The sequence below is a fragment of the Kitasatospora sp. NPDC040550 genome (assembly GCF_055594965.1).
The window spans coordinates 1-16,883 of record NZ_JBVIWC010000038.1 but is presented as its reverse complement, the minus strand read 5'-3'; the positions used below and the strand labels follow the sequence as shown (position 1 = coordinate 16,883).

Annotated in this window: 12 protein-coding genes; 2 read left to right on the top strand and 10 right to left on the bottom strand. The window is 75.7% G+C overall.

What is annotated here, in order from left to right; genetic code table 11:
- Window positions 1-56 precede the first annotated feature (56 nt).
- From ACZ58X_RS36420 to ACZ58X_RS36400, 5 genes are all read right to left on the bottom strand, one after another.
- Complete coding sequence (locus ACZ58X_RS36420) at window positions 57-1,607, bottom strand: phage tail sheath family protein (protein WP_470337856.1); 1,551 nt, start codon at window positions 1,605-1,607, stop codon at window positions 57-59.
- Window positions 1,608-1,765: 158 nt separating this feature from the next.
- On the bottom strand, window positions 1,766-3,913 hold the full coding sequence (locus ACZ58X_RS36415; protein ID WP_470337897.1) for an AAA family ATPase: 2,148 nt from the start codon (window positions 3,911-3,913) through the stop codon (window positions 1,766-1,768).
- A gap of 20 nt (window positions 3,914-3,933) precedes the next feature.
- Entirely contained in the window at window positions 3,934-4,713 is a 780-nt protein-coding gene (locus ACZ58X_RS36410) for a Pvc16 family protein (protein ID WP_470337855.1), read from the bottom strand.
- A 139-nt stretch (window positions 4,714-4,852) separates the two neighbouring features.
- Window positions 4,853-8,098, bottom strand: a complete 3,246-nt coding sequence (locus ACZ58X_RS36405; RefSeq protein ID WP_470337854.1) for a hypothetical protein — start codon at window positions 8,096-8,098, stop codon at window positions 4,853-4,855.
- Between the two features lie 196 nt (window positions 8,099-8,294).
- The gene (locus tag ACZ58X_RS36400; RefSeq protein WP_470337853.1) at window positions 8,295-9,038 is read right to left on the bottom strand and encodes a helix-turn-helix transcriptional regulator; all 744 of its coding nucleotides are present in this window, start codon (window positions 9,036-9,038) and stop codon (window positions 8,295-8,297) included.
- A gap of 252 nt (window positions 9,039-9,290) precedes the next feature.
- Between ACZ58X_RS36400 and ACZ58X_RS36395 the strand changes: the two genes are divergently transcribed.
- Complete coding sequence (locus ACZ58X_RS36395) at window positions 9,291-10,712, top strand: COG1470 family protein (protein ID WP_470337852.1); 1,422 nt, start codon at window positions 9,291-9,293, stop codon at window positions 10,710-10,712.
- 420 nt (window positions 10,713-11,132) lie between these two features.
- Entirely contained in the window at window positions 11,133-12,467 is a 1,335-nt protein-coding gene (locus tag ACZ58X_RS36390; RefSeq protein ID WP_470337851.1) for an eCIS core domain-containing protein, read from the top strand.
- A 61-nt stretch (window positions 12,468-12,528) separates the two neighbouring features.
- On the opposite strand, the gene ACZ58X_RS36385 is transcribed toward ACZ58X_RS36390, so the two are convergent.
- The 5 genes from ACZ58X_RS36385 to ACZ58X_RS36365 are packed head-to-tail and all read right to left on the bottom strand — an operon-like array spanning window position 12,529 to window position 16,712.
- The gene (locus ACZ58X_RS36385; protein WP_470337850.1) at window positions 12,529-13,101 is read right to left on the bottom strand and encodes a hypothetical protein; all 573 of its coding nucleotides are present in this window, start codon (window positions 13,099-13,101) and stop codon (window positions 12,529-12,531) included.
- On the bottom strand, window positions 13,098-14,489 hold the full coding sequence (locus ACZ58X_RS36380; RefSeq protein WP_470337849.1) for a hypothetical protein: 1,392 nt from the start codon (window positions 14,487-14,489) through the stop codon (window positions 13,098-13,100). Before ACZ58X_RS36380 ends, ACZ58X_RS36385 begins: the two co-directional genes overlap by 4 nt.
- Window positions 14,486-15,295 carry an ATP-binding cassette domain-containing protein gene (locus ACZ58X_RS36375; protein WP_470337848.1) on the bottom strand — a complete coding sequence of 270 codons (810 nt, stop codon included), beginning with the start codon at window positions 15,293-15,295 and terminating at the stop codon, window positions 14,486-14,488. Before ACZ58X_RS36375 ends, ACZ58X_RS36380 begins: the two co-directional genes overlap by 4 nt.
- Window positions 15,296-15,327: 32 nt before the next feature.
- Complete coding sequence (locus ACZ58X_RS36370; RefSeq protein WP_470337847.1) at window positions 15,328-16,155, bottom strand: zf-HC2 domain-containing protein; 828 nt, start codon at window positions 16,153-16,155, stop codon at window positions 15,328-15,330.
- Window positions 16,152-16,712, bottom strand: a complete 561-nt coding sequence (locus ACZ58X_RS36365) for an RNA polymerase sigma factor (RefSeq protein WP_470337846.1) — start codon at window positions 16,710-16,712, stop codon at window positions 16,152-16,154. The genes ACZ58X_RS36370 and ACZ58X_RS36365 overlap by 4 nt, the downstream gene beginning before the upstream one ends.
- Window positions 16,713-16,883 lie beyond the last annotated feature (171 nt).

The following is a 16,883-nucleotide window of genomic DNA, read 5'->3' as shown; positions in this document are numbered from 1 at the left end:
CTTCCGATGCGTATCGACAGTGGGGCCGACGGGTGGGTCTGCGGTGGGGCCGCGACTCACTCGTCGAGGAGGCTGGTGCTGTCGGAGAACTGGGCCAGCCGGAACACCACGAACTCGGCCGGCTTCACCGGGGAGACGCCGATCTCGCAGATCACCTGTCCGAGGTCGATGGACTCGGGCGGGTTGTTGTCACGGTCGCACTTGACGTAGAAGGCCTCGGCCGCGGTCTGGCCGAACAGCGCCCCGCGCCGCCACTCCTCGGTGAGGAAGGCGGTGATGTTCCGCCGGATGCTGGACCACAGCCGGTCGTCGTTGGGTTCGAAGACCACCCACTGGGTCCCCAGGAGGATGGACTCCTCCAGGTAGTTGAAGAGCCGGCGCACGTTGAGGTAGCGCCAGGCCGGGTCGGAGGAGAGGGTGCGGGCACCCCAGATCCGGATGCCGCGGCCGGGGAACGCCCGGACGCAGTTGACGCCGATCGGGTTCAGCAGGTCCTGCTCGCCCTTGCTGAGCCGCAGTTCGAGGTCGACGGCGCCGCGGATGACCTCGTTGGCGGGCGCCTTGTGGACCCCGCGTTCGGCGTCGCTGCGCGCCCACACCCCGGCGGCGTGGCCGCTCGGCGGGACCAGCACGTTGCGCCCGGTGGCCGGGTCGAACACCTTGATCCACGGGTAGTAGAGCGCGGCGTAGCGGGAGTCGTAGCCGGCCTCGTCCTGGCGCCAGCTGCGCATCCGCTGGGCGTTGAGGCCGGGCGGCGGGTCCAGCACGGCGATCCGGTCGCCCATCTGCTCGCAGTGCGAGATGACGGCGAGCTGGACGGTGCGCAGGCCCTCGTCGTCGAGGTCGCCGCGCTGGTAGGCGCTCATCAGGTCGGGCACCGCGACCATGGTGATCTCGTCGATCGCCTCCAGGCCGGAGAAGCCGGTGCGGGCGGCCGCGTCCCCGACGTACTCGGCCGGGTCCAGCCGGGTGCCGGCGGCCACCACCGGGCCGGTCGCGGGGGCCGGGGCGGCGGCGAGCGCGTGGGTGCGGCGCTCGGGGCGGCTCGGCGCGGTGCCGGGCTGCTCGGCGACGGCGACCAGCTTGGACTCCCGCAGCTGGGTGACGAGGTAGCCCTTGGTGTTCTTCCGGGTGGAGACGTCGTAGCTCTCGGCCACCTCGGCGCCCCGGCGGACGATCAGCCGGAACCGGTCGTCGGGGACGTTCTCGCCCTCGGCGTCGGCGACCTCGACGGACACCTCACCGCCCGCACCGGGCAGGGCCGACACCAGGAAGCCGCCGATCTCCGCCGGCGGGGCCGCCGCGACGGCCGGGGCGGGGGCGCCGCCGGGGGCCTGCCGCGCCGGGTCGCCGATCCGCACGACGTAGGCGGAGCCACCGCCGTTGGCGAAGAACCCGTACACCGCGTGCGCCAGGTAGGTGCCCTCGGTGAACGCCCCGAACCGCTGGACGTACTGGTCCCAGTTGGTCACCAGCGTGGGCTCGTGGAAGGGGCCGCTGCCGGCGAAGCCGACGAAGGCGGCGACGGCCGTGCCGACGCCCTCGATCGGCCGGGCACCGGACTGCACCTCCTCCACGTACACGCCCGGGGTCAGGTACGACGGCATACGTGCTCCTCCAGATGACCGGTCGTTACGTCTCACTCGCCCCCGAGTCTGCGGCCGGGGCGGCGTCCGGGGACATGTCCCCGGGGTCAAGATCGGGGGCAGGATCACTGCCCCGGCGGGCACGGCCGGCTGCGCCCGGCGGCCCCGGACCGCTCCGGTCACGTACGCCCGGCGGGCACGGACCGCTCCGGGGCGGGGCGCAGCCGCTCCAGCCACGGCCCGAACTCGCTCTCCAGCACCAGCCGACCGAGCTTGCGGTACTCCCCGACCACGGCGGCGACCAGCTGGGCCATGACCAGCGGGGTGCCCGCCCCGGCGGCCAGGTAGGCCGCGGAGACGGCGCAGGCCCGGATCGAGCCGCCGGTGAGCTCGAAGTGCTCGGCGCAGTAGTCCAGGTCGAGGTCGTCGCCGCGCGGCAGGGCCGGTCCGAGGCAGCGGTCCCAGAGCAGCCGGCGCTGTGCCCGGTCGGGCAGCGGGAACTCGGCGATGACGTCCAGCCGCCGGGTGAACGCCTCGTCGAGGTTGGCGCGCAGGTTGGTGGTGAGCAGCGCGATCCCGTCGAAGGACTCCATCCGCTGGAGCAGATACGCGGTCTCCACGTTGGCGTGCCGGTCATGGGCGTCCTTGACCTGGGCGCGCTTACCGAACAGCGCGTCCGCCTCGTCGAACAGCAGGACGCCGTTGACCTGGGCGGCCTCGGTGAAGATCCGTTCCAGGTTCTTCTCGGTCTCGCCGATGTACTTGTCCACCACGGTGGAGAGGTCCACCACGTACAGCTCCATGCCGAGTTCGGCGGCGACCACCTCGGCCGACATGGTCTTCCCGGTGCCGGACTCCCCGGCGAACAGGGCGATCACGCCGTTGCCGCGGCCGCCGCCGGGGCGCATCCGCCACCGGCCGAGCACCTGGTCGCGGTGCCGGGCGCGCAGCACCAGTTCGCGCAGCCGGTCGGCGGTGGGGTCGGGCAGCACCAGGTCGGGCCAGCCGACGGCGGGTTCGATCCGACGGGCCAGCCGGGCCAGGCCGGCGGCGTTCTGCGCCCGGACGGCGGCCCGCAGGTCCTCGGCGCGCACCGGGCGCCGCTCGGCGGCGGCCGTCCGGGCGGCCACCGAGGCGGCCCGCGCCAGCTTCTCCCGGTCGACCCGGTAGGCGGCCACCGCCTCGGCCAGGCCGTCCGTCAGCTCCTCGTCCAGCGGCGTCCCGGCGGCGGCCAGTGCGCGGGCCCACTGCCCGGCGCGGCCGTCGGCGTCCGGCGGCGGGGCGGTGACCAGCACGGGGCTCTCCCGCGACCAGGCCGGGTCCCACACCAGGGGGCCGTGCACGATCAGCGGGACGGCGGCGAGCTCGGCGCACAGCTCGCGCAGCAGCGCGGCCCGCTCGGGGCGTTCGGGCTCCAGCCGGTCCAGCGGTCCGAGCACCACCCCGCCCCCGGCCAGCCGGGCCTCCCGGGCGAGCACCCGTACGGTGGCCCCCGGCGGGCGGGCGGCCAGTGCGGCGGCGTCGACGACCAGTGGCGGGCGGCCGTCGGCGGCGAGCGCGGCCACCGCGAGCGGGCCGGCGTGGCCGCCCCGGTCCAGCAGGTACACGGCTCCGCCGCCCACCGCCGTCGCGGCCGCGCGCAGCCGGTCGACGGCCTGCGCCTCGGCGGGGGTGGGCGCCCCGGCCGCGCCCACCGGTTCGAGACGGGCGGCCGGGTCGGCGCGGCGGGCCAGGCCCGCGAGGGCGTCGTCCGGTTCGTCCTCGCCGAGCAGGTGCGCCGTCACCCGGTCCGGCACCCGCAGGGTGCGGGACAGCAGCGGGCGGTCCGGTTCGGTGAGTTCCAGCAGGCCGCCGGCGATCAGCGGGGACCGCGCGGCGAAGCGGAAGCGGCCGGCCCCGGCACCGGGCAGCCCGCACAGTTCGAGGGCCAGCCCGACGGTCGCCCGACGGCGGGTCAGGTCGTCGTTGAGGTAGCCGTAGAGCTGCTCGAAGCGGGGGTCGAGGTCGGGGGCGAGGGCGACCAGCAGCAGGTCGAGGTCGACCGGGAGCAGTCCGAAGTCGGTGCCGAGCCGGGCCAGCCGGGAGCCGGGCGGCGGGGCGGGCGCGTCCTGGCCGGCCGGTGTGCCGTGGCCGGTGGCCACGGCGGCGGAGGCCAGGATCCGCTCGACGGCCTCCGGGCCGAGGTACTGGCCCCGGTACGGGTCGTCCGGGTCCGGGTCGTCGGCCCGGCGGTCGCGCACCGCGGTGCGGACCCGCTGCTCGACCCGGTGCAGGCGCTCCCACAGGTGGTCGGTGTCGTGGTCGTGGTCGGGCGGGGCGTCGGGCACCGCCAGGGCGAGGTCCGGGCTCACCTGGCCCCGCCCCCGCCGTTCCCGCCCCTACCGCTCCCGCCCCTGCTGCGGCGGCCGGGCGGCAGGGCCCGGTCGCGGGGGGCGGCGAAGCCGTCCGGTCCGGGGTCGGTGGCGGTGCCCCGGTAGCGCAGCCGCCGGCCGGGGCCGTCGGTGGTCGGCGCGGCGTCCGTGTCGGCGTCCGAGCTCGTGTCCCTGCCGGTGTCGCTCCCGGTGTCCCTGGCGTGTACCACCAGCCCCTCGGTGACGGGCGGTCCGGCGGGGGTGAGCGCCGCGGCGAGCGGGGCGAGCACCCTGAGGTCGATCGAGGGCCGCAGCTCCCCGCCGAGCGCGGACCAGACGTCGGAAACCGACGGCAGGCCGGTGTCGCGCCCGGCGATGTCCAGGCCGACGGTGAGTCCGAGCCGGGCGAGCGTGCCGGTGAGCAGCCGGGCGGGCAGCGCGTCGACGGCGGTCAGGCACTGCAACACCTCGGCGAGCAGCCGGTGTTCGTCCTGCGGCCGGTTGGTCCAGACGGTGACCAGGTAGGCCAGCTCGAACCAGCGCGGCGCGGCGCGGTGGCCGACCACCAGGCCGTCGGCGTCGTGTTCGGCGACGGCGCCGGCCTGCCGGCGCCCGGTGTCCTCGCGGACGTCGTACAGGAAGACGCTGACCGTCGGCGCGGTGCGCCGGGCCGCCAGGTCCCGGGTGGGCGCGTCGAGGACGACCTCGACGCCGCGCTCCGGCAGTCCGGCCTCGGCCAGCAGCAACCGCAACGCCTCGTCGACCTCATGGATCACCGCCGCCCCACCTCCCCTGTCGCTCCGGCCCGGCCTCGGGCCGACCACTGATCCAGCACCGCACCCGACCACCCGGCCGCACCGGAAGTCGACCGGGCCGACTTCCGGTGCGGCCGCGACGCCTCGTCGCTCACCCGGGTCACCGCCGGTCCACCTCCCCCGGCGGGCCGATGGTGCCCACGACGACCAGGAAGGGCGTGGTGACCGGGGAGAAGCCGGGGCCGTCGGCGGTGATGGTGCGCGGGCCGGTCTCGTCCTTGGGCAGGATGAGCAGCTGGCCCGCGAAGGTCCCGTCCGCCGTGGGGTAGGTGGGCGCGGCGGCGGCCGTGATGCCGGGGTTCCAGGTGAAGCGGACGGGGACGCCGGGCGGGAAGTCCACGCCGCGCACGGAGGTCACGAAGCCGGGCTTGCCGATCGGCGGCACGGCGACGATCCGCGGCTGGACGACCCGCAGCGGGGTGCTGGCCCGGTGCGGGCCGGGCGTGGCGTCGGTGCCGGTGGTGGTCAGTTCGGCGGTGACGGTGGTGTCCAGCACCGCGACGGGCGAGAGCACCACCCGGACCACCTGGCTGCGCCCCGGGCGCAGGTCGGCCAGCGCGCAGCTGCCGGCCCGGCAGCCGGGCGGCAGCGCCTCGGTGGGCACGCCGGGGGGCAGGCCGAGGGTGAGCCGCAGGCCGGTGGCGAGGGCCTGGCCGGTGTTGCGCACGGTGTAGCTGACGGTCACGTGGCCGCCGACGTAGCCGGGGTTCGGCTGGGCGTCGACCGCGACGGTGGGGCCGGCCTGCGGCGGTGCGGGGGCCGGCGGCGGGGGCGCGGGAGCGGGCGTGCTGCTCGGGGTGGTCGGCGTGGGCGTCGGGGTCGGTGTCGGGCTGGGCAAGGCGGTGGGCGTGGCGGTGGGGGTCGGGGTGGGCGTGGGCGCGCTCAGCACCGGCAGGACCGTTTCGGCGGAGTCGTTCTCCGGGTTCGGGTCGAGGACCGCCCCGGTGACGCTCCAGCCGAACGGCTGGTCACCGGTGCGGGTGCCGATCAGGGTGGCGGTCACCCGTACCTCGGCGCCCGGTGCCAGGGTGCCGAGGTCGCAGCGCAGCGCGGCCGCGTCGCACGTCCCGACGGGCGTGGTCAGCCTGCCGAGCCGGGCACCGCCGGGCACCGAGGCGGTCAGCACGGTGCCGGGTGAGGGTGAGGGGCCGTGGTTGGTGACGGTGACGGTGACGTCGGTGCCGCCGTCGACCTGCACGGCGGGGGTGCGCGGCGGCGCGCTCAGCGCCAGGTGGACGGACTGCTGGACGGCCGGCTCCTTCTGCCGTCCGGGCAGCCGCCGGTCGAGCGGGGTGAGCTTGCCGCTGGCGAGGTCGTAGGTGCCGAGCCCTTCGGGGGAGTTGGGCGGCAGGGCCCGGCGCGAGGTGAGCACCAGCTGGGCGCCGTTCGGCGTCCAGGCGACGTCCCGCGGCTGGTACGGGCCGTCGGCGGTGGTGTCGGGCAGCGGCCGGGTGCAGGCGCCCTTGTCGTCGCGCAGCCCGGCGGGCAGCAGCACCGTGCAGTCGGTGCCGGTGGGCGAGGTGACCAGGAGGCCGTCCTGCCGGTTGTTGCCGCCGTCGCCGGCCTTGCGGTTGAAGGCGAGGCGCCGGCCGTCGGGCGAGAACACCGGGCTGTCGTCGATCACGTTGCAGCTGCCGGGGCAGGCGGCCCGGCTGAGGTCGCGCTGCCGGGTGAGGTCGTCGGCGGCGACGGTCCAGACGTGCAGGTTGCCGGGGTTGCCGTTGACGACGGCGGTCCGGGAGAAGGCGATCAGCTTGCCGTCGGGGGACCAGAACGGCTCGCCGTCGGAGGCGCCCGGCTGGTCGGCGGGCGGCTGGACGGTGCCGACGATCGCGCCGGTGGCCACCTGGGCGATCAGCAGCCGGCCGGGGCGGGCCGGGGTCTGCCCGGCGGCCGGGGTGCTGCGGCTGAACACGATGAGCCGGCCGTCCGGGGAGAGCGAGGGGTCGGTGTCCCGGTCGGTGGGCCCGCGGCCGGCGAGGTTCAGCGGGTGCGGGTTCGAGCCGTCGGCGTCGGCCTGCCAGATCCGCTGGATCCGCCCGGCCGGGGAGTCCTCGTAGCGGGTGACGACGAGCTGCCGGCCGTCGGGCGTGTAGCTCTGCCGCTCGTACCAGGGGTCGTAGCCGGGGCGGGGGTGGAAGAGCGGGTCGGCGCCCGGGTCGGGGTTGGTGTTGGTGTCGGCGGCCGGGTCCTCGGTGAGCACGCTGATGCCGAGGTCGCGCGGGTCGGTGCCGTCCTGGCGGACGTCCTGGACGTCGGCGGTGTTGGCGGTGGCGGCGCTGGTCTGCTCGACCACCGGGCCGCCCTCGGCCTGGGTGCCGAGCCAGGTCGGGGTCGAGATCAACCGGTTGGTGCGGTAGAGGAGTTGGGGGTCGGTGCAGTCGCAGGTCGGCGCCCGGTAGAGGTTCACCACGGGCGGCTGGTTCGGGTCGGGCTGCGGGGCCGGGGGCGGGGAGGTGAGCTGGTCGGCGCTGAGGAAGAGGACGCCGGTGCCGTCGGCCAGCCAGGAGGCGGAGCCGGTGCGCCAGGTGGAGCCGGTGCCGGGGAAGAACGCCTTGTCGCCGCCGGTGGGCGAGGTGAGCATCAGGGTGCGGCCCTGGTCGCCCTTGTCCCAGGTGTAGACGATCTGGTTGCGGTGGGCGTCGTCGTTCACCGGGTTCCAGGTCGGGTCGACGGCGTCCCCGACGGCCACGTCGGTGATCTTGACGGGCGCGCCGCCGGTGAACGGCCGCAGGTAGATCTGGCGGTGCGCCGGGTCGCCGGTGCAGGAGTACGCGACCCACTGACCGTCGGGCGAGACGGTCGGGTGGGTCTCGTCGGCGGCGCCGTCGGTGATCCGGCGCAGCCCGGTGCCGTCCCGGTTGACCGCCCACAGCACGTGCTGGGTGCCGCCCGCGGCGGCGGGTTCCAGCGCCTCGAAGACGACGCCCTTGCCGTCCGGGGCGAGCGCGGGGTGGGCGGTGTCCATGCCGTTGGTGAGCCGGCGCACCGCGCCGTTCGCCTCGCGCAGGTAGACCTGGGGCAGCGGCCCGTCCCGCAGGCTGGTGAAGACCAGTTCGCCGCCGCGGGCGGAGGGCTCCTGGTCGAAGTGGATCGGGCCGGGCCCGAACAGCGGGGTGCTGGCGGCGCCGCCGGTCACCCGGCCGAGGCCGCGGTGGTTGGTGCCGGCGTAGACGATCCGCCCTGCGGCCGGGTCCTCGGCGGTGACGGCCGGGGCCGTCCGGCCGCTCGGCGCGACGGGGGCGGAGCCCAGGGTCAGCACGGCGGTCGCCAGCGCGAGCAGCACCGCGACGGCGGCCCGGGCCGGCCGCCGGACGGGGCGGGGGGTGGCGGTGGCGCCGATCACGCTCGACCTCACAGGGTGGCAGGGGCGGTCTCCCCCGCAGTCTCACCGGCTCGGGTGCCCGGGAACAGGGCCCGGGCACCCGAGCCGGGGGTAACGGCCGGTGTCCGCAAAGGGCAGGTCGCCGCGGTCGCGGGCGCCGGGGACGTCCGTCCGCGCCCGGGCGGTCCTGCCCCCTCGGGACGGGGCCCTCCGCCGGTCAGATCAGGCCGCGCCGCATCGCGTACCCCACCGCGTGCGCCCGGTTGCGCAGCCCCAGCCGGGTGATGATCTCGTGCAGCACGTTCTTGACGGTGCGTTCCGAGTAGGAGGTCTTGGCCGCGATCTCGCTGGTGTCGAAGCCCTCGGCGACCAGTCGCAGCATCTCCGCCTCCCGGGCCGTCAGGGTCGACAGGGTGAGGCCGCGGCCGTCGAGCATGGTGCGCTGGAGCGTCCCGATCCGGTCGAGCAGTTCGCCGAGGAGGTCCCCGGGCATCACCCCCTCGCCGTTGGCCAGGGCGGTGATCAGGTGCACCAGCCGGTCCTGGTCCGCCTCGGAGCGGCGCAGCACGGCGGCGACGCCGTGCTCGACGATGGTCTGCAATCCGCCGGCCTCGAACTGGCCGACCACCAGGCCGATCCGGCCCGAGGTGGCGAGCCGCAGCCGGCGCAGGTGGTCCGCGACCGCCTCGGTCAGGGCGTCCACGACCAGCAGGGAGACCTCGGCCCGGCCCGCGTCGGCCTCACTGAGCAGTTCCACCTCGGGCCGCTGGCGCAGCTGTTGGACCACCCCGGTCTGCAGGATGAGGTCCTCGGCGTACACCGCCACGGGTATCTGGGCCGGGCGGGCGCGCCCCTGCACGGGGACCCGCGCCCCGGCCGGGCGGGCGGTCACAGACGGCGGTGCCGCCGGCCCCCGGCGGGTGGTGACGGCTTCCCCGCGGGTCGCCTCGATCGATGTCATCGGAACACTCCATTCTCCTGCGGTCCTGCGGCTGTTGCGGCCCGGCGCCGTGGCGCGGGGCCGGTCGGGGGCCCGGTCGGGGCCCCGGTGAGGGGGCGCGGCGGGGCCCCGGTGGGGGGCGGGCACCCGGCCTGCGGGGCCGGTCGCGGCGGCGCCGGGCACGGCCGGTCCGTCCGTACGGGCAAGGGGTGTGCCCATGGCTTGCCCGTACGGCCCTCTCCGCGGACGGTCCTCCGGCCCTACCGTCACGCCATGACCGCTTCCGCCGAACTCGGCCTGCCCGCGCTGACGGTGGCGCCCGGTGGCGTGGCCACCACGACCCTGACGGTGCGCAACGACCTCGACATCGTCGAGGCGTACACGCTGGAGGTGGTCGGCGACTGCGCCGCGTGGACGACGGTCGAGCCGGCCCGGGTCTCGCTCTTCCCGGGGACGTCCGAGACGGTGACGGTGCGCCTCGCCCCACCGCGCTCGCCCGCCGCCCGGGCCGGGGAGTTCCCGCTCGGCATCCGGGTCCTGCCGACCGAGCGCCCCGAGCTGGTGACGGTGCCGGAGGCCACGGTCACCGTGACGCCCTTCGAGGAGTTGCAGGCCGCGCTCGCGCCCCGGCGCCGCCGCGGCTGGCTGCGCGGCCGCTACCGCACCTCGGTGCGCAACCTCGGCAACGCCCCGGGCACGGTGGTGCTCACCCCTGGTCAGGCCGGCGAGGAGCTGCGCTTCCGGGCGACCCCGGAACGGCTGCGCCTGGAGCCCGGCGAGTCCGGGGAGCTGCGGTTGCAGGCCCGTGCGCGCAAGCTGATCTGGTTCGGGAAGCAGGCCTCCTGGCCGTTCGAGGTCGCGGTGGGCCCCGAGCCGGCTCCCGCGGGCAAGGGCAAGGGCCCGGACGGCGGGGGCAAGGACGGCAAGGACACCGGCGCCGCCGCCGAGGGCACCGCCGCCGCTCCCACTCCCACTCCCACTCCCACTCCCACTCCCACCGCCGCTCAACGCCCGGTGCTGGAGGGCGAGTTCATCCAGCTCCCGATCTTCCCCAAGTGGCTGCTGGCGCTGCTGGCGGCGCTGATCGCCCTGCTGCTGGCCTGGTTCGCCCTGGTCCGCCCGGCGGTGCGCAGCTCCGCCAAGCAGGCCGCCGAGCAGGCCGTCGCCCAGCAGAGCGCCACCCCGGCCCCGCCCGCCGGCACACCCGGGGACGGGCCGGGCGCCCCCGCCGGCGGCAACCCCACCACTCCCGGCAAGCCGGGCTCCGGGCAGCCCACCGGCAGCGGCGGCCGCCCCGCCCCCGGCCCGGGCCTGGCGGCTCCGGGCACCGGACGGCAGAGCTCCGCGGCCATCGACGTGCAGACCGGGGGCGGCGCCGCGTCCAGTGGCAGCTACCAGGTGCCGCACGGCAAGGTCTTCGACATGACCGACCTCGTCATCGCCAACTTCCAGGGCGACCAGGGCGTCGTGACCATCACGGCCGGCCAGCAGGTGCTCAACACCATCGCCTTGGAGACCTTCCGCAACCAGGACTACCACTGGGTGACTCCCATCCAGGTCCCCGAGGACCAGGCTGTGACGGCGAGCGTGACCTGCGAGTCCCCGGGCACTCCGGCCTCGGGCAAGCAGGCGGCCACCTGTCACGAACTCCTCAACATCAGCGGAACGCTGAGCGACATCAGGCAGGGGAACTGACCCGGTGCACACGGTGCCCTCCCCTTCCGCGACCGGACCGGCAAAGTGCACCCGATGCCCCGACGGTGTCAATGGGCCCCTTCCGCCGGAATCACCCCGATCTCCTCCATGATCTTCCCCTTCCGTATCTCCTCTCACGGCCCGTGACCATGTCAACGCGGGACGGACGTCGTGCCCGGTCCGCGCACCGGGCGACAACCCGTTCGAACCCCACCATTACGGGCCACGTGCCCTCCCGGGGAACCCGGTCGTGACCCGCCGGGGCAACCGACCGTTCCCCCGCCGACGGCGAAGTCTGCCCCCCGCGCCCTACTGACGCGTCATCAGTACAGCAGTAGCGTTGCGCCGTTCCCACACCGGAGACGCCTTCGGGGCCGTATACGCACCGAATCGCCACAAGGCGGAAGGAATCCGACCACCGTGCGCGCACATGAACCGGACCGGCGGGCCGACCGGCGGAGCGACCGGGGGGACGCCCCGGCCGCCCGCGCACCCCGCCCGGGCCCGCCGCCCGGCACCGCCCTCGCCCTGCAACGGACCCTCGGCAACGCCGCGGTGAGCCGCCTGGTCCGGGAAGCCCGGGCCGGCTCCGGCGCCCACGCCGGCCACGACTGCGCGGGCCACGGCGCCGGGCCGGAGGAACTGCCGCTCCAGCGCTCCCTGGTCCCCCAGGTGCTGCGCACCGCCGGGAAGCCCCTGGACGCTCCCACCCGCAGCGAGATGGAGGCCCGCCTCGGCGCCGACTTCTCCGACGTACGGCTGCACACCGGCAGTACGGCCGCCGCCTCGGCGGCCGAGGTCGGCGCCCGCGCGTACACCTCCGGCAACCACGTGGTGCTCGGCCAGGGCGGCGGCGACCGGCACACCCTGGCGCACGAGCTCACCCACGTCATCCAGCAGCGCCAGGGCCCGGTGGCCGGCACCGACCGCGGCGACGGCCTGCGGGTCTCCGACCCGTCCGACCGCTACGAGCGCGAGGCGGAGGCCAACGCCGTCCGCGCCCTCGCGGCCCCGCTGCACCGCGCGGAGGCGCCGCCCGCCCACGCCGGGTCCCCGGCGGCGGCCACGGGCGCGGGCGCGGTGCAGCGGATGCCCAAGCGGAACGCGGACGTCGCCGAGGTGCGCGGCAGCAGTCCGCCCGCGCGCACCACCCGGGGCAAGGCCCGCGCGGCGAACCTCGACCTCGCCCGGCCGGTGCTGGAGTTCGAGTCCGGCTACGAGGGCCCGGCCACCCAGAAGATGGACGACGACCAGAGCATCGGCTTCTGGCAGGTCGCCCGGTTGAAGAACCCGGCGGGCGCCCCGCAGCGGGTCTCCACCAACTACCACTTCTGGCAGGAGGTCACCGACTCCAACGTCCAGGTCGTCCGGGCGAAGGACGGCAACTACGGCGAGCACGACTCGGCGCGCGACTGGGTCCAGGACGGCCCCTACCGCCCGAACTACAACAACGCCGTCATCGTCGACGCCCAGAACCAGATCGAGTTCAACGACAACCCGGGCTTCTCCACCTCGGCCCGGATGACCCCCGGGTACTGGCTCAAGCAGTACAGCGTCTCGTTCCGCTGGAAGGTCGCCCCGAAGGCGGGCACCTGGAACCGGAACCTGCCCGCCTGGACCAGCCCCGTGGTCACCCACAGCGTGCACTCGGAGTTCGACCCCGAGCACCCGGACGAGCCGGTCGCGATCACCGTCCACGAGGGCGGCAACCACACCTGGAACGTCGACCTGACCCCGTACACCACGGGGACGTGAAACGGCCGGGTCCCCGGGGACTCCCCGGGGACCCGGCCCCCGCGCTCGACGGGCCGGACGGTCAGCGCCTCGGGCCCACCACGGCGTACAGCACGGTACCGACCGCCAGCAGCACCCACGCCGTCCCGGTGGACACCGTGGTGGCCGGCGAGAAGGTCATCCAGTGCACCACCTCCCCCGCGGTGCCGGGCGCGGGCGGGGTGGAGACGGTGACCGCGAGCCAGGCGGTCGGCAGGATCCAGGCGAGGTGCGCCCCGCACAGCACCGCCCCGAGCCCGGCCAGACCGGCCAGGCCTGCGGCGTCCCGGACCACGTACCCGGCCGGGGCGGGCTCCGCCCCCAGCAGCCGGAGCGCCAGCAGCGCCGCGGCGGCGACCGCACCGATCAACAGGACGTGCGCCGCCCGGCGGGGCGCCCACCGCACCGCGGCCGTCCGGTCCAGCGCGGCGTCCTGCCCGCCGAGCCCGACGGAGGCGGCCGACACGCTCACGGTGAGGACCAGGACGACCGTCACCAGGTCCATCGGCCCCGGGCCGTCGTGGTCGAAGGCCCACCCCGCCAGGACGGCGAGCAGGACGACGACCGCCGAGGCGGGCACCTCCCGCGAGCGCGCGTACAGGGTCAGCCACCTCATCGGGACGCCTCCCCCGTCAGCGGCGCCAGCTCGTCCCCGCAGGCCAGCGCGGCGGCCCGGACCTCGGCGATCCGCACCCGCTGCTCGGCCGGCGGCAGCGCGTTCAGCTTCTCCCAGGCCGCCGTCGCACTCGTCCAAGCGAGCTGCGAGAACCTGTCGTGCTCCGGCTTCTGCAACGGCTGGACCTGACGGTCCCCGAGGGCCCAGCTCGCGACGAGGCTCTGCGCCGGGACGGCGTTCAGTCCCCCGCCCTCCCACGGGGTGCGCGGCCGGCAGTTCGGCGCCAGGCCCTGGGCGACCAGCAGCCGGGTCAGCTCCGCCCCCGTCGCCCGGGCGATCAGCGGGTCGTCGAGGTCGACCAGCACCGTGTCGCCGGAGAGCCGGCGCTCGTCGCCGGTCGCGCGCAGCGTGGTCTCCTCGTGGACCGTGGCCGGCGCCCGGTCGCCCAGGGCGTCGTGCAGCACCCGCAGCGCCTCCTTGCCGGAGGGCGCGAGTACGGGCAGCTGCGCGCCGTTCGCCCGGGTCACGCACACCGGACCGTCGCAGACCAGGGCCGCGGCGGCCCGGTCGACCACCCAGGTGTCGCGCGGGTCGGCCGGCAGGACCAGCAGGGCCAGCGCCGCACCGGCCAGCACGGGAGCCGCCGCGAACAGCCGGGCCCGGGTGGTCGCGGCCGTCAGCAGCGCGAAGCCGGTGCCGAGCAGACCGAGGAACCACAGCGCCTGCCCCAGGTCCACCGACCCGGACAGGGTCAGCAGCACCTCGCGCGGCATGTCGGTCACCGGCGACAGCTGGGAGAGACGGTTCGGCGCCTGGCCGGACGGCAGCGCCGCGTCGGTGGTCTGCCGCAGGTACATGACCGTCAGCAGGGAACCCACCACCAGGATCGGCGGGGTCAGCACCGAGGGCAGGGTCCGCGCGAGGCCCATCCCGAACACGGCGCCCGCGACCAGGGCCAGTGCCGCCACCAGCGAGATCGGCAGCCACCCCGCCGGCAGGTAGTCGCTCTCGCCGAGGGCCACCTGGCTCCCGCCCCACAGGACGAGCAGGCCGAAGCCCGACACCAGCGCGAGCGCCAGCGCACCGGCCGGCAGCGCCGCACGGCGCCAGGCCGGCCGCGGCGTGCTCGCCAGCAGTTCGGCCGTCCGCGAGCGGGAGTCGCGCAGCCCGTACACCGCGCCGAAACCCACCGAGAGCGGCCACAGGTAGGCCAGCATCGAGCGGGTCGTCAGCGCCATCGACGTCCACTGCCCGGTCCACGCCGCGGTGCCCTGCCACCACAGCCCGTTGATGGCGTAGAGGACCGCCAGGCTGCCGCCCAGGACGACCAGACCGGCCCACGGGGCGACGGAGCGCCTCAACTCGGTGCGCAGCACCCGGGCGTTCACCAGTTGCCTCCCTGCTGTCCGGAGTCACGGAGCAGGGCCGAGTAGCCGCGCTCCAGCGGGCTGTCGCCCGGGTACTCGCTGCCGCCCGCGGCGGCCAGGTCGTCCGGGGTGCCCTGGAAGACGAGGCGGCCGTCCGCGAACAGCACCACGTCGGTACAGGCCGCCGCGACGTCCTCGACCAGGTGGGTGGAGACGACCACGCAGGTGTCCCGGCCCAGTTCCTGGAGCAGTTCGCGGAAGCGCAGCCGCTGCGCCGGGTCCAGGCCGGCCGTCGGCTCGTCCAGCAGCAGCACCGCGGGGTCGTTGACGATCGCCTGGGCGATGCCGGCCCGCCGCACCATGCCGCCGGACAGCGTCTTCATCCGGTGGTCGGCGCGGTCCGCCAGGCCCACCCGCTCGACGGCCCGCTGGACGGCCGCGGGGATGTCCGGCTTCGGCACCTCCTTCAACCAGGCCATGTACTCCACGAACTCACGCACGGTGAAGCGCTTGTAGTAGCCGAAGTCCTGCGGCAGGTAGCCGATCCGGCGCCGCAGCGCCCGGTGGTCGCCCAGCCCGCCGACGGAGGTGCCGAGCAGCTCCAGCTCGCCGCCGGCCGGTCGCAGCACCGTCGCGAGCGCCCGGATCAGGCTGGTCTTGCCCGCGCCGTTGGGCCCCAGCAGGCCGTGGGCCCCGAGCCCGAGGGAGAGGTCCAGTCCGTCGACGGCCATCTTCTTCCGGCCCACCCGGACTCTCAGGTCACTGGCCCGGATCTCCCAGGCGTAGGTCTTCGGCGCGATGTCGGCCGCGCTCGTCATGGGCGCCATGCGGTGGCCCCTTTCGAGGGTCGATGGTGTTGTCACAACGTTGAGTAGGCGTTCCGGCGGGCGATCACGGCGGCGACCCCCAGCACGAGGAGCAGGCCCCACACCGGCAGCCGGCCCGGCTCCAGGGCGGACCACAGGGCCGCGGGGGCACGTCCGGTGACCCCGGCGGGCACCAGTACGGCGACGCTCCAGAGAGCGGCCAGAGCAGTCGCGGCGCGGGTCACCCCGACGACGCTGCCCAGGGCCAGCGCCGTGGACGTGAAGGCCAGCGAAGGCAGCAGCCACTGAGCGGCCGTCATCGTGCCGGTCAGCCGGCCCGCCAGCAGGAGCCCGGGCACGACCACGGCGAGCACCGCCGTGGTGCGCCTGAGCAGCAGCGGCAGGCCCGCGCGGGCGGTCGAGGCGGTCAGCTCGTACGCCGGGTCCAGGGCCCGCGACCACGCCGCGGCGACGCCGAACAGCGGCAGCACGGGCGCCAGCAGCGACACCGGCGAGGCGGCGCCGAGCGACCCCGACGGCGCGACCGCGTCCATGAGCAGCGCCAGCAGGGTGACCACGGCGGTCATCGCCAGCCACGGCCCCATCGCGGGCGTCAGCCAGGCCGACACCCACCGCGGACGGCGCCGCCGGGCGGGCGCCCGGACCGCGGCGTCCAACTGCGGGGCCAGGCCGGTCCGGACGGTGTCCAGCAGCACGGCGACGTCAGGCGCCTCGGTGACGACCGAGGCCGCCAGCAGCGCCCGGCACGGCGCACAGGTCTCCAAGTGGGCCTCCAGCGCCCACACCGTGTCCGCGGCCATCGCCGCGTCCCCCCGCGCGTAGTCGGCGATCAGCCGCCGGGACGCGTGTTCCTCCGTCATGCCAGTGCCTCCCGCATCGCGATCCGGGCCCGCCGGGCACGGGTCTTGACCGTGCCTTCGGGCAGTCTGAGCAGCACGGCGGTCTCCCGGACGGACAGCCCGTCCAGCACCGTGGCCTGCAATACCTCGCGCAGTTCCGGCGCCAGGCGCCGCAGCGCGTCGCCCACGTCACCGCCGACCGTCCCGGCGAGCGCCTCCTCCTCCGCCCCGGGCACCACCGCCCGCTCGGCGGCCGCCACCGGCGGCTCGGCGTGGTGGGCCCGGCGCCGGAACGCGTCGACCAGCCGGCGCGCCGCGATCGTCCACAGCCACCCCACGGCCGAACCGCCCACGGCGCTCCCGGCGAACGCGCCGGCCGCGCGCCACACCGCCAGATACGTCTCCTGCATGACCTCGGCGACGATCTGCTCGTCCGAGCAGCGACGGCGCAACCGCACCGCCAACCACGGTGACGTCCGGCTGTACAGCTCGTCGAACGCCCCGCGGTCGCCCCTGGCCACCAGCCGGAGGAGGCGTTCCTCGTCCAGCTCGTCCAGTGCTCTCCTGCGTGATCTCACACCAGCCAGACGCCCGATCCGGCGCGCAGGTTCTTGATCCGGCGTGACCTGCGTCACAGTGCGGGTCTCCCCTTCCCCGGAAATGCGAAAAGGCCCACCCGGTAACCCGGGTGGGCCTTCTCTGAATGATTGTTCGGCGGCGTCCTACTCTCCCACAGGGTCCCCCCTGCA